This window comes from Vibrio azureus, assembly GCF_002849855.1.
GTDB classification, from domain to species: domain Bacteria; phylum Pseudomonadota; class Gammaproteobacteria; order Enterobacterales; family Vibrionaceae; genus Vibrio; species Vibrio azureus.
Genome location: NZ_CP018616.1, coordinates 2166875 through 2180912 on the forward strand (window position 1 = coordinate 2166875; position 14038 = coordinate 2180912).

Annotated in this window: 13 protein-coding genes; 1 reads left to right on the forward strand and 12 read right to left on the reverse strand. The window is 43.8% G+C overall.

What is annotated here, in order from left to right; genetic code table 11:
• Nucleotides 1-28: 28 nt before the first annotated feature.
• Nucleotides 29-2146 carry a fatty acid oxidation complex subunit alpha FadJ gene (fadJ, locus tag BS333_RS09845; RefSeq protein ID WP_021708853.1) on the reverse strand — a complete coding sequence of 706 codons (2118 nt, stop codon included), beginning with the start codon at nt 2144-2146 and terminating at the stop codon, nt 29-31.
• Nucleotides 2146-3453 (reverse strand): acetyl-CoA C-acyltransferase FadI, encoded by a 1308-nt coding sequence (fadI, locus tag BS333_RS09850; RefSeq protein ID WP_021708854.1) that lies wholly within the window; start codon nt 3451-3453, stop codon nt 2146-2148. The genes fadJ and fadI overlap by 1 nt, the downstream gene beginning before the upstream one ends.
• Nucleotides 3454-4586: 1133 nt before the next feature.
• Between fadI and BS333_RS09855 the strand changes: the two genes are divergently transcribed.
• Complete coding sequence (locus BS333_RS09855) at nt 4587-5843, forward strand: outer membrane protein transport protein (protein ID WP_021708855.1); 1257 nt, start codon at nt 4587-4589, stop codon at nt 5841-5843.
• 73 nt (nt 5844-5916) lie between these two features.
• Here BS333_RS09855 and BS333_RS09860 read toward each other — a convergent pair whose 3' ends face one another.
• The 10 genes from BS333_RS09860 to ccmA form a co-directional block, all read right to left on the reverse strand.
• On the reverse strand, nt 5917-6690 hold the full coding sequence (locus tag BS333_RS09860; protein ID WP_021708856.1) for an MlaA family lipoprotein: 774 nt from the start codon (nt 6688-6690) through the stop codon (nt 5917-5919).
• A gap of 195 nt (nt 6691-6885) precedes the next feature.
• Complete coding sequence (gene ccmI / locus BS333_RS09865; RefSeq protein WP_021708857.1) at nt 6886-8100, reverse strand: c-type cytochrome biogenesis protein CcmI; 1215 nt, start codon at nt 8098-8100, stop codon at nt 6886-6888.
• Complete coding sequence (locus tag BS333_RS09870) at nt 8097-8585, reverse strand: cytochrome c-type biogenesis protein (RefSeq protein WP_021708858.1); 489 nt, start codon at nt 8583-8585, stop codon at nt 8097-8099. Before BS333_RS09870 ends, ccmI begins: the two co-directional genes overlap by 4 nt.
• Nucleotides 8582-9136, reverse strand: coding sequence for a DsbE family thiol:disulfide interchange protein (locus BS333_RS09875; protein ID WP_021708859.1), 555 nt, complete (start codon nt 9134-9136; stop codon nt 8582-8584). Before BS333_RS09875 ends, BS333_RS09870 begins: the two co-directional genes overlap by 4 nt.
• Nucleotides 9129-11096, reverse strand: a complete 1968-nt coding sequence (locus BS333_RS09880) for a heme lyase CcmF/NrfE family subunit (RefSeq protein WP_021708860.1) — start codon at nt 11094-11096, stop codon at nt 9129-9131. The genes BS333_RS09875 and BS333_RS09880 overlap by 8 nt, the downstream gene beginning before the upstream one ends.
• Complete coding sequence (gene ccmE / locus BS333_RS09885; RefSeq protein ID WP_021708861.1) at nt 11093-11578, reverse strand: cytochrome c maturation protein CcmE; 486 nt, start codon at nt 11576-11578, stop codon at nt 11093-11095. The genes BS333_RS09880 and ccmE overlap by 4 nt, the downstream gene beginning before the upstream one ends.
• A complete protein-coding gene (gene ccmD / locus BS333_RS09890) occupies nt 11575-11781 on the reverse strand; it encodes a heme exporter protein CcmD (protein WP_021708862.1) in 207 nt (68 codons plus the stop codon). Before ccmD ends, ccmE begins: the two co-directional genes overlap by 4 nt.
• A gap of 11 nt (nt 11782-11792) precedes the next feature.
• Nucleotides 11793-12536, reverse strand: coding sequence for a heme ABC transporter permease (locus tag BS333_RS09895; RefSeq protein ID WP_021708863.1), 744 nt, complete (start codon nt 12534-12536; stop codon nt 11793-11795).
• A gap of 108 nt (nt 12537-12644) precedes the next feature.
• Nucleotides 12645-13313 carry a heme exporter protein CcmB gene (gene ccmB, locus BS333_RS09900; protein ID WP_021708864.1) on the reverse strand — a complete coding sequence of 223 codons (669 nt, stop codon included), beginning with the start codon at nt 13311-13313 and terminating at the stop codon, nt 12645-12647.
• Nucleotides 13314-13931: a cytochrome c biogenesis heme-transporting ATPase CcmA gene (gene ccmA / locus BS333_RS09905; protein WP_021708865.1), complete on the reverse strand. Its 618-nt coding sequence runs from the start codon at nt 13929-13931 to the stop codon at nt 13314-13316.
• Between the last annotated feature and the right edge of the window lie 107 nt (nt 13932-14038).

The window sequence follows — 14038 nt, forward strand, 5'->3', positions numbered from 1 at the left end:
TCTTTTACTGCGAATATCTTGCTAAGATTCATTCATCGTAAAAACAGCGACCTTCACCAGCGCGTGTGAGTAATCCATCACAGGGGGCGTAACGCTCACCATATTTAGCAGCAAACTCATTCATTTTCTCAACCAGTGCTCTTAAACCAAACTGATCAATATAGCGGAAAGGCCCACCTAAAAAGGGCGGGAACCCGATACCAAATATCGCACCAATATCACCATCACGGGGAGAGCGAATAATACCGTCGTCCAAACAGCGCACCGCTTCATTTAACATTGGTAAAACACAGCGTAGTGCAATCTCATCGCCAGATAGCTTAGATTCTGGGTTTAAGTTCAACAGTTTATAAACGGACTTGTCGACGTCTTTCTTTTTGCCTTTGTAAGTATAAAAACCTTTTCCACTCTTACGCCCTTTTCGACCATCATTCAATAATGTATCGAACACTTCCGGACCTTTAAAGCGTTCACCCAATTCTTTGACCATAATCGGCATGATCTTGGCGCCGATATCGACACCGACTTCATCAAGCAAAGCAATCGGACCAACAGGAAAACCAAAATCGAGTAAAGCCCCATCCAGTTTCTCAATTGGCTCATTTTCCAACAAGATCAACGCAGACTCATTCATATAGGGCGCAAGTATTCGGTTAACGTAAAACCCCGCTTTATCTTTAACAACAATCGGAGTCTTACCCTGTTTTTTTGCCAAGGCAACGACGGTCGCAATGGTACTATCCGAAGTGGTTTCATGAGGGATAACCTCCACCAACGGCATTTTTTCTACTGGGCTAAAATAATGCAAGCCAATAATATTATCCGGCCGTTCTGCCTGTGCAGCAATTTGATAAATGGGTAGTGAAGAGGTATTGGTTGCAAAAATAGTATTTTGCTTTGTATGCGCTTCGATATCCGCAACCATTTGTTGCTTAAGATCCAAGTCTTCAAATACTGCTTCCATGACCACATCAACTTTACTAAAGTGAGTAAAGTCGATGCCACCTGTCAACTGCAACATTTTTGCTTGGGCATTTGCCTTGGAAAGAATGCGACGCTTACGCTGTTTCTCAAGCAATTTGTAATTATAGTTAAAAGCGTTTAAGACGCCATCGTTGCTAACGTCTTTTATGGCTACGGGCAGTTGTGCTTTGGCCAAGGATACATAACTGATCCCAGCTCCCATCAAGCCTCCACCAAGCACTCCAACTTTGTGGATAGACCTAGGCTCAGCTTCAGCTCCATGTTCTTTTTTCATTTCAGTGGTCGCAAAGAAGATCGAGCGAAGTGCTTTCGATTCAGGGCTCATCACCAATTCGCCAAATCGTTTTGCTTCCAACTCTTGCCCTAAGCCAAACCCCTTTTCCAATCCAAATTGAATCACTTCCAAAATGGCCTTGGCAGCAGGATAGTTACCTCGCGTTTTTTCATGAGTTTTCTTGGCAGCTTGTTCAAATACTAACTTACGAGCCAAGCTATTTCCTGACACTATTTTTTCTTTGGTCGAGGGTTTCTTTTGATCTCTTACTTTACCTTTTTCGATGAAACTCTTCGCCACCTCCAACAAGATAATTTCCGGTACACAAGCGTCCACTATCCCTAATTTTTTCGCTTTTTTAGCACGCAGTTGTTTGCCTGTCAGGATCAAATCCAACGAAGGTAATAAACCAATGAGCCTAGGTAAACGCTGAGTGCCTCCTGAACCTGGAAGAAGACCTAATTGGACTTCCGGCAAGCCAAGACGTGTTTTGTTTGAGTCTGTACATACCCGATAATCACAAGCGAGCGCTAACTCTAATCCTCCCCCTAAGCAAGGACCATGGATCGCAGCCACGACGGGAAAAGGAAGATCCGCCATCTGTTGAAAAAGCTGCTGTCCGTGCTTGGCAAGTGTCTCAGCCTCATGTGCTGTTGTACAGGCTTCTAACATTCGCACATCGGCACCTGCAACAAAATTATCCGGCTTAAGAGAGTGAACGATTAACCCCTTAATATCGCTGATGTCTTCCAGTTGATGAAAGATTGCCACCATTTCATCACTAAAAGCCGCCTGCAGTGTATTCATCTTTTCGTTGGGCACATCAATCGCCAGCCAAGCAATGTTTTGCTCATCAATGGTTAAATTCAATGCTTGTTGCTTACTCATCACTCAACCTCCAAAATTATTGCTGCGCCAAGACCGCCTGCAGCACATGCGGTATTTAATGCCAGTCCCCCACCTCGACGTTTTAATTCTCGCAGAGTTTGAGTCATCATCCGTGCTCCGGTCGCAGCAAATGGATGCCCGTAAGCAATAGATCCACCGAGGACATTAAACTTATCCATATCGATTTCCCCAATGGCTTTAGTGCGCCCAAGGTGATTTTGAGCAAAAGTATCTGAGGCAAACATCTTCACGTTCGCTAACGCCTGCGCAGCAAATGCTTCATGCATATCAATGAGGGTGAGGTCCGCTAAGTCTAAGCCAGTATTGCTTAGTACTTTTGCCGTGGCATACGTTGGGCCCATCAACATGTCTGTTTCAACGCCAATCGCCGAAAATGCATAACCACGAATGAAGCCTAAAACCTCCATGCCTAATGCTTTGGCTTTGCTTTCTGACATCAGCATAACAGCGGCACCGCCATCAGTTAAAGGGGTACTATTAGCTGCCGTCACACTGCCATATTCGCGGTCGAAAGCGGGGCGAAGTTTTGCATACCCCTCAAGTGTCGAATCATGACGAATATTATTGTCTTCAGAGATCCACTGTTTATAAGGTTCAGGGAAAGCCGTCATCACTTCATCTTGAATTTTACCTTCTCGCCAAGCTTGAGAGGCCAACGTATGAGAGCGATGGGCAAAAGCATCTTGATCTGTACGGCTAATACTATGTGATTTGGCCATCTGCTCTGCAGTTTGCCCCATTGATAAGCCTGTTGAGTATTCTGCAACGGCAGGAGGAACCGGCACCAGATCTTTGAAGCTCAACTTTTTCAACAGGTTTAGCTTCTGTCCCAAAGTTTTGGTCTTACTCAAAGCTAAAAGGTTGGCCGCTAAGTTTTTAGACACGCCGATAGGCACAACAGAAGAAGAGTCAGCACCACCTGCAATTCCAATTTCTATACTGCCAGCCATGATGCTTTCTGCTACGTTCACCGCAGCCTGGAAACTGGTGGCACACGCTCTGGTGATACTGTAGGCATCGGTATGAATGTTCATTCCCGTTCCTAGTACAATTTCACGCGCAATATTAGGAGCTTCTGGCATCTGTACCACTTGACCAAACACAACTTGATCGATCAACTTTGGATCGATATCGGTTCTCTCAAGCAACTCATTAACCACCATTTTACCAAGATCGACTGCAGGTACTTGGCTAAATTCAGTACTTTGACGAGCAAAAGGGGTTCTTAGCCCTGCCACAATGGCAATACGCTCACCTTGACGTGTTCTTACTTCCTGCTTGCCCATATTTTCTCCTTTAAACAAGAGGTCTGACCTGAAGATAGTGTAATCAAAATGTTAAAGGTTTCAAACATGCGTTTAAATAAACGTGACAGTAGGCGGCTTTACAGTACCGTCAAGCAACCACACAGTATTGACTGGGCAATCTAATGAAATTCGTTTATGACATCTAGAAAAGCACAGTCCTATAAAAACGAGAGAAAGGGAAAGAGAAATGGAAATAGAAAGTTTATACCCAAGTAACCTCAAGATACTGTGTTCAGCGAGATGACCTTTGGGAGCGTGTCACTGAGCCGACTTCTTGCGTCAGACAACTTGGAAATAGAATACTATTCCGCTTCGTTGTCTTCCTTGAATTCGACTCAGTGACCTCGCTCTGAATCAAGCATCTTGAAGTCACTTGGGTATAAGATAAAAAAAACCACACAATTAAGTGTGGTCAAAATCATGATAAAACAACTAATTTAAAACCAATTGTAAAACAATCAATTACTGATTAAGAGAAAGTAAAGTCAGCCTTCAAAAAGGAAAGTCATCTTGCTCAACATGCTGGCCTATTTAGACCAACGAGATGACATGGACGACTATAACCGCTTCACGAATTGAGTTTTTGAAATAGATCAATTTTAACGGCATTAGCTTATATTCAATTCAATCCACCGACCTCTGTACACTGTGAAAACTGTACACAATGTAAACTCTGTTCAATATACCCAAGTAATCTCAAGATTCTGTGTGCAACGAGACGGCCTTAGCTTTCAGGTGCGACAATGATTCTCAAGTGCGCAGTGATTCAAAGATAAAAGAAGTATTCAGGAAGAAAGGCAGTGTTTAAACGACGAGAAAATGAGCAGAATCGGTACGAAAATCGGTAAAAATGTAAGACTCTGCTTACATATAAGTAAATCTCGCTAAAAGAGGAGAAATCGAAGCCATATCATCACATCAAAAAATAGAGCTAAAACTCTACATATTGCAATTTAACTGCCATTTCGGCCAATTTGACCTGCATTTTTACATTTTGAAGCAAAAAATGACTAACAAGCCAGATTTTATGAACTAGTATCAACGCACTATTGGTTAACTACCCCAACGCCAATTTTACCGTTCCAAAAGACAAAACTAACAAGGAATAAATAATGCGTCTATTTAATAAGACTCTCTTAGCAGTGGCCGTTACCATGGCGTCAAGCCAAGCCATGGCAGCAGGATTTCAGTTAAATGCTCAGTCTGCAACTGGTCTTGGTCGTGCTTTCGCTGGTGATGCCGTTATCGCCGATAATGCCTCAGTAATGGCAAGAAACCCTGCCGCCATGGCTCTTTTCGATAAAATGGAGTTATCTCTGGGGTTCGAAACAATAACCACCGATATATCGGCAAAAAATGTCAAATATACAGCCCTATCAGGCCTAGTCAGTGACAATACTGATCATGATGATATCGGCAGTACATCTGTTGCCCCTAATATCCATCTTATAGTACCAGTTAACGAAAAATTCGCATGGGGGGTTAATGCTTATACAAATTTTGGTACAAAAACTGAATTTTCAAATGATCTAGTCTGGTCTGAATTCGGTGGGCTCACTGATGTGAAAAGTGCTAACTTGGGCGTTGCTGCTTCTTATAGGCTAAATGACCAATGGAGCTTTGGTGCTGGTCTTGATATTGTCTACGGTATCGGAAAACTAGAACGTAAGCAGGGATTTGATGTTCCCCCACAAATACCTCTTCCCCCAAAAGGAACAACTCTGCTCAATGCTGATGCCGAAGGTTTTGGCGTAGGATTCAATGTGGGTGCCGTGTTCGAGTTAGACCAAAACAATCGTTTTGGCTTATCTTACCACCATAGTCCAGAGGTAGAGGGTGATGGCGATATTACTTATATCCTAGCAGGGCCAAAAGATTCTGGAGGTAAATTAAAGTTGCCTTTACCGGATATGGCTGAATTTTCAGGTTACCATAAACTTGAGAATACTAAGTTTGCTGTTCACTACAGTATCCAATGGATAGGCTGGAATACCTTCGAGACCCTTGACGGTACTGTAAATGGCAAGAAGTATACTTTTGACCAATATAAATGGCAGGATGGGTGGCACTATGCCATCGGTGGCACTTATTACATGAACTCAGATTGGACACTTCGAACTGGTTACATGTATGACACTAGCGCTCAGGATTCTATAACTTCGGTATCGGTTCCTGATTCATCACGTCAGTGGTTTTCCGCTGGAGCAACCTACCACATAGATAACGTTTCAAATATCGATGTTGGTTTTACCTACTTAATGGGCAAAGACGTTAAAGTCAAGCAAACATCAAGCTTAGGCAGCACTATCGAAGCAACCACACGTGCTGATGCTATCCTGTTTGGCTTACAGTACAGCCGCAGTTTTTAAGAGGTTAATATAACCAATCCTAATAAAAAAGGCTGGAACTCCAGCCTTTTTATGTTCAAAGATTTTCCGAAGATTAGAACTCTTCTTCTAAATACTCATCTAAATAAGCTTCTTCTTCTGCATCTTCTTCGTCCGGTGACTCAATCTCCGCTTTAAAATCTTGGCGCTGAAGATAGGCATCACGCGTTAAAACATATGGATCTGGAGAGGTTTGCAACTGTGCTTCTTGAGGAACCACTAACGCTCGCTTTTCTAGCCCTTCTAGTGCCCATTTGCCCAAACCTGCCCAGATATTGAGATAAGATAAAGGCAGGTACATTCCATCTACCGTATCTGTCGTTTCTCTTAATGTATAAGGGCCATAGCCTGGCAGCATGAAATAAGGACCATTACCGACACCATAGTGACCAACAGCATCACTGAATGCTTTGTTGCCATCTTTTGAAATGCCTGCGGCTGTCGCAATATCAATGAGACCAAATAAGCCAAATGTAGAGTTGATCCAGAAACGGTTAAAGTGATCGACGGCTCTTTCACCGTTACCCATTAACAGGTTATTTACGATACTCGAAGGTTCATCTAAGTTGGATAAAAAGTTGGCAATTCCGGCCCGAATAGGCACTGGGGTATAATCAACGTAGGTAAGAGCAACTGGCCTTACCAAATATGGGTCAAGGTAATTGTAGTTAAGATCCCACATAGTGCGGTTAAAATCTTCAAAAGGGTCATAAACATCAGAGGTAATGACATTGCCTTCCGCGTCTGTTGTCTGTCGAGGAGCACTGGAACAACCCACTAGCCCAACAACAAGAAACAGCAAAAAAATGGAGGTAAATTTGCGCTGCATGCTTCGTTCCATAACGATGGTTAATATCCTTAGCACTCTTTATTTGGCGGATTCCACTGCGACCAAAAAAGCACTTAGGTAAGAAAACAAAATGCCAGTACTTGAACTGGCATTTTTCATTCTACTTTATTGTGGGGCTGCATACCACCAGCGCAGTTAGAATAATGTTGGGTAAACGTGAGGTGGTGTACCCAATTAATACTGCTGATCAATCATTACGGATGCCGGTTGACCAAATTCAAGTACTGCACTTTCTCCATACCAGTCATGATCACGGGTGGCGACATTGCCGTCCGAGTCAGCTCGAACACGAATAATAAACTGCTCTAATGAGGACAGTTTCTGCCCCTCGAGCATGGAATTCCTATCGTCTAAGACAACGGTGCGCGGAAATGATCCCAGTGGATATCGAGCTGCCGCAACAGGCATCGGTGAACCATCGGCTCGATGAACAGAAACGATCAATGCAGCATCAGGATTCAACTGGGCTTGAGGCGAAACGCTAATTTCGACAGCAATACTTTTATCACTCAAGTCTGAACCGGTAATCTGCTTACGAGCACTTTCAATACTGCGTTGCAACATTTGATAACGAGGATCGTCAGCACCAATCATTTGCTGCATGAGACTCCAGTACTTAATCGCAGCAGGAAAGTCTTGTCGCTCAAACGCATCAAAAGCCAGCAGTGAAAATACCTTTACGTCGACATAATCTTGCTGGATCAGTTGACCAAGAACAGAACGAGCCATATCTCGGTCCATCTCATCTTGCGATAACATCAAAGCCTGAGCATAGCTTAATTGAATATTTGCATTCTCAGAGTCTAGCGCGTATGACTTCTTCATCGCTTCTACCGCAGTTGTTACGTCACGATTCGCCATTGCAACACGCCCAAGCAACATCCACCCCGTTGCATCTTTTGGCTGATAATGTAGCCGAGTGCGAAGTGCCAAAGCCAGATCGGCTAGCTCATCCTCACTCAAAGGCGTTGCCGATGAGGATAATAGCTTTTTAGACAACTGCGGTAAGTTCGAGTTTACCTCTTGCCATTGAACCACCTCTTGAGCACCACCAAAGCGGAAATACAAACCGTAACTCATCAAAACAGTTAATAATAATGCAGGTATTAGCACGGCCTTAGGCGAGATATGAATTTCTTTACGCTGCTTATCATGAGGAATATCATCAAGTAATGACTGCTTCAAGTCAGAAATAAGCTCATCTTGACTCTCAACTAAGCCTTCGTTAGTTTCTTCAGCCAACTCTGATAGACGGTCTTTATAGAGTGCTTTGTTAAGTTCATCACGTAACACATCGTCATTGTTGCTCTTTTTTTTGATGAATGGCAATGCCACTAAAATACAAGCAACCAACGTAAGTAAAACGGTAGAAATCCAAAATAGAGTCATGACTTCGATTCTCCGTTGTTTTCTTCCTCAAGCAAAGACTTTAAACGCGCTTCTTTTTCCTCGTTCCATTGTGTGCTGGGATCTGGTTTGCTGTGCTGTTTGGATCGGCGACTGCGCCATATAATCAGTCCAAAGCCGCCTATAACGACTATAAGAGGCCCCAACCATAAGATCGCGGTGGCGAAGGTAAATGGTGGATTATACGTCACGAAGTTACCGTAACGAGCAATCATATAATCAACGATTTCTTGTTTTGACTGGCCATTTTTCGTCATTTCATAGACTTTATGGCGTAAGTCTTGCGCCAGCTCAGCATTCGAATCTGAAATCGTGTTGTTCTGACATTTAGGACAACGCAAAGTATGCCCTAATTCCTTAAACTGTTGCTCTTGCTCAAGGGTATCAAACTCATACACTTCAATCGCAGCCTGCGCAATGAAAGACAAGAATAGAGCAGTGAAGATGACTAAGAGGAACTTTTTCACTGTTTTGTCTCCTCAAGCAATTGATTATAAAGTGGCTCTAAAGTTTCCGACCAATTCCGTGGGTTCACATCCCCAACGTGGCGATAACGAATCACACCATTAGAATCAATAATGAAAGTTTCGGGCGCACCATACACTCCCAAGTCAAGGCCTAGCATGCCGCTGCCATCAAACAAGCTAATCAAATAAGGGTTGCCTAGCTCATTTAACCAGCCAACGGCTTTATTACGATCATCTTTATAGTTCATTCCAATGATCTTAACCCCTTGACCAGCTAAATCATTAAGATATTGGTGCTCGGCATAACAGGTAGGACACCATGTGGCCCAAACATTCAGTAATAGAGGTTCACCTTTAAAAATCGCCTGATCATATTCTTTACCTGGCTCAGCTAAGTCTTCCAGACGAAACTTAGGGACCGCTTTTCCGATCAAAACAGACTCAAGTTTGGTTGGATCATCGCCATCTTGATTACGAAGCAGTTGTGCCGCAAAAATGCCAGCAAGCACTAAAAAAGCGAGAAGCGGAATAAACAATATTTTCTTACTCATTGGCTAATGCCTCCTGCTTAGCGGGCTTACGGAAGCGATAGCGTCGGTCAGAAATGGCCAGAGCTCCTCCCAAAGACATAATTAGCGCACCCGCCCAGATCCAACGGACAAAAGGTTTATAATAAATGCGAACAGCCCAAGAGCGACCATCATCAAGCCTTTCTCCCATTGCAATGTAGAGATCTCGAGTAACGCCACGATCAATCGCCGCTTCCGTCATCATCGATTTTGCGGTGCGATAAAAGCGCTTTTCTGCATGTAACGTGTTAATAAAACGGCCGTCGTGGCTGATTTCAAAATCTGCAATATAGCCGTCATAATTAGGACCGTCTTTGTCACGAACCCCAGCAAAAAAGAACTGATAGCCTTCAGCTTGGAAATACTCTCCAGGAGCTAATCGAACATCTCTCTCAATACTGTAATTTTGCACCATGCTGATGCCAATAATGGTCACTGCTAATCCAATATGGCCTAGCATCATTGCCCAGTGGCTTCGTGGTAATTTCTTTACTCCATCGACAAAATCATGCCTATGTGTTGCTCGCTCATACAGCTCAAAGCCATGCATCGCAATGATCCAAATGGCCATCGTCCACCCAATGTAAGCCATGACGGAAAAGAAGTCAGCGAACAGATAGACGCACACGGCCCCTAAACCAAAGGCCAGTATGCCTGAGGTCATCATCGGAATGAGTAACTTGGATAAATTATCTCTTTTCCAACGGATTAATGGCCCAATGCCCATGAGGAAAGCGAAAGGCATCATGAGCCATGCAAAGAGCATGTCGAAGAATGGCGCGCCAATAGAAACAGAACCCAGCCCAATTTGTTTGTGTACTAGAGGCAGTAGTGTCCCAACGAGCACCACCACTAAGGCTGCAATAAGAATGATGTTATTGCCAAGCAATGCATTTTCACGTGAGAGCAAAGCAAAGTTTCCTCTGACACGGATCGATGCCCCCTTCACGGCAAACAGCAATAAAGAGCCACCAATAACAAAGACAAGAAAAGCAAGGATGAACATGCCCCGTGAAGGATCAGAAGCAAACGCGTGCACGGATACTAAAATACCGGAACGCACCAAGAAGGTTCCAAGCAAACTCAATGAAAATGCTGAAATAGCCAGCAATACTGTCCACGCTTTGAATGTGCCTCGTTTTTCTGTCACCGCCAGCGAATGCATCAAAGCTGTGCCCGCCAACCATGGCATAAAGGAAGCATTTTCAACTGGGTCCCAGAACCACCAGCCTCCCCAGCCCAATTCGTAATAAGCCCACCAAGAGCCAAGAGCAATGCCTAAAGTAAGGAAAACCCACGCAGCCGTTGTCCATGGACGAGACCAACGAGCCCAGGCAGTATCAAGGCGACCTGTCATCAATGAAGCAATGGCAAAAGAAAACGCCACCGAGAAACCCACATACCCCATATACAACATAGGAGGGTGTACGATGAGCCCAGGATCTTGCAACAATGGATTTAAATCACGGCCATCCACTGGAAAATACGGTAAGGTACGTAAGAAAGGGTTAGACGTAAGAATAATAAACAGCAAGAATCCAACTGAAATCATCCCCATCACAGCCAGTACACGAGCAACCGACTCTTGCGGCATCCCGCGGCTAAACGTTGCAACTGCCACCGTCCAGCCTGCTTGAATCAACACCCAAAGTAATAGAGAGCCCTCGTGCGCCCCCCATACTGCTGTCAAGCGATAGTACCAAGGTAATTGGCTGTTTGAGTTGCTGGCGACATACTGGACTGTAAAGTCGTTACTGTAGAAGCACCAAGATAAAATCACAAAAGAGAAGAGTAGCATGAGAAACATCGACCAAGACAACGGTCGAGCTGTATTCATCAGCATAGTGTTATTTTTCGCAGCACCCCATAGAGGTAAAAAGCTGAGCAATACCGCCATCGCTAGAGAAAGAATCAGAGCAAAGTGACCTATTTCAGCAATCATTCATCACTTCCTTGTTTTTGTTCTTCAGTATATTGCAACGGCTGATGGGATTTCTGCATCGCTTCCGCTATTTCTGGCGGCATGTATTCTTCATCGTGTTTCGCCAACACTTCACTGGCTTTCACTGTTGTGGCGTTTTCGAGAACGCCTTGTGCAACAATACCTTGCCCCTCACGAAATAGATCAGGAAGAATGCCCTCATAGACAATCGTTACTTTAGGGCCGACATCATGCAGAGCAAAGCTCACTTTTAGTGATTCAGGGTCACGGCGCACTGAGCCTTCGACAACCATGCCTCCAATGCGTAAACGCTGACCGACCTGTGGCTTGGTGCCATCTGGTTTGCCGTTAACTAATTCACTAGGCGTGTAAAAAAGATCCATATTTTGACCTAAAGCGTAAAGCATCAAGCCAATTGTTGTTCCTATCCCTAGGATAATCGCTAATGCGATGGCTAACCGTTTTTTGCGCCTTGGGTTCATAGCGTGTTCTCCATATCTTTCGCTGCATCAATACGCGCTTGACGATCCATTTTGACCTTCACTTCTTTTAGCAAAGTGCGACTGCGACGAAGACTCACACCCGCTAGAATAAACATCGATACAAAGGTGATGGCAAATGCACTCCATACATAAGCAGCGTACCCTCCCATGCTCAATAGCTCGCTCAGAGATTCAAAATGCATGATGTAATACCTCACTGAGTTTTTTCAATCGCAAGTTTACGTACCCAAGGACGATGACTTTCTTTATTAATGATTTCATTGCGGAAGCGAATCATGGTGACAGCGGCAAAGAAGAAAGCAAAGCCAAAAATATTGAGTAATAAAGGCCAAAACATACTGGGTGAAATTGATGGTTTCTCAAATTTTGTGATCGTTGCTCCTTGATGAAGGGTATTCCACCATTCCACCGAAAAGTGAATGATCGGTAAATTAATTACCCCAACCATCGCTAAAATTCCCGCGGCTTTCGCTGCCGATTTTTGATCATCAAACGCATGATACAAAGCAATAACGCCAAGATAGAGAAAGAGAAGTATGAGTTCTGACGTTAAGCGAGCATCCCATTCCCACCAGGTTCCCCACATTGGCTTTCCCCATATCGCTCCCGTCAAAAGAGCGATGAAAGTAAACACTGCACCAATTGGAGCCATTGCTAAAGCCGCTAACTCAGCAAGCCGTACTTGCCATACAAAACCAATAAAAGCAGCAATGGCCATGGATAAGTAAACTCCCATCGACCAAATCGCGGCTGGAACATGGATATAGATAATTCGGTAGCTGTCACCCTGTTGATAATCTGATGGGGCAAAAGCTAATCCCCAAATAGTTCCAACCGACAAACAGACAAGTGCTAATCCAGCAAACCAAGGGAGGAGTTGACCACTCAATTGGTAAGCGGTTTCAGGCTTGGCGTAAGGATGTAACCATTTCCACATGTTAAGTTCTCGCTTTTACTTCAGGGATACAATCTAAGACGGCAAAGACCGTAGCAGTGCTTAGATAATAATTCTTTGATCAAGCACCATATATTTGCATTTTGCGTGCTAGTTAACACTAATTCTTAATGCTGCACTGATGGCAAATGGAGTCAATGTTACTGCTGCGGCCAACATCGCACCTAAAATTGCCAATTGACCGTTATACGCCATACCCAATGCAGCGGCATCAATTGCAGCAGTCGCAAAGATCAGAATTGGCGTGAATAAAGGGAGAATAAGTAAACTCAATAGTACTCCCCCCTTTTGTAAGCCCACGGTTAAAGCGACGCCAATAGCCCCAATGAAGCTCAACGTAGGCGTCCCAATCATTAGTGTCAATACAACCGCTAACCAAGTATTGAAATCTAAGGATAATAAAATCGCGATGAGTGGACTGATTAAAATTAAAGGCAAACCAGTCAACAGCCAATGTGCCATCACCTTTGAAATAACAACAAGTTGTAAAGGGATCGGCATCAGCATCATTTGTTCTAATGCGCCGTCTTGAAAATCATCTCGAAATAGACGTTCCAATGATAATAAAGCCGATAGCAAGGCTGCAACCCAAATGATGCCCGCTGCAATACGTGCTAACAAATCACTTGCTGGCCCAACTCCGAGAGGAAAAAGAGTGATCACAATAATAAAAAACCACAGAGGATTGAGGATATCGGCTTGACGACGAAATGCGATCAGCAATTCGCGCCGAATAATGGTCATCATCGACGAAATCATCTAGTCACCTAGCTTAATTTTTCTAAGAAGAGGGTTATCTGCGAACATATCTTGATGGGTAGTAAGAATAACGATTCCTCCTTGCTTCGCATGTGCGACAAAGAGAGACTCCAACACTTGAACGCCTTGTTTATCTATTGCTGTAAGAGGCTCGTCTAAAATCCATAAAAGCTGATTACTTAGCCAAAGTCTGGCCAAAGCAACGCGGCGCTGTTGGCCTGCAGAAAGTTGACCAACCAACACGTCCTCTCGCCCTGCGAGCCCCACTTGAGCCAATACGGAAAATAGTGATTCATCAGAGGTCGGAGTATTATGAATGGCTTGATAGAATTTCAAATTTTCTAATGCTGTCAAATCTCGCTTAACACCGGTTTGATGACCCAAGAAGAGCAAGTCTCGATGAAAAACATCCCGGCATTGTTCAATCTGCTCATCTTTCCACTTGATGAATCCGTCATCTCTGTCTGCTAAACCAGCAATGATTCGTAATAATGTTGTTTTGCCTGTACCGTTACGTCCTTCAATTTGAATTAACTCACCTAGTTTAACTTCAAATTGTAGGTCTTCAAATAAAACCCGCTCATCACGAATCGCGGTAAGGTTAGAGACTTCTAACATAAAACTTCAACTAAAAAGTGAACGAGAACTTATACTAGCACAGCTTTATGAAGACAAAATAGAATAACAAAGTCAGGAAGTGACTGACACGATGGCTTTTTGCTCAT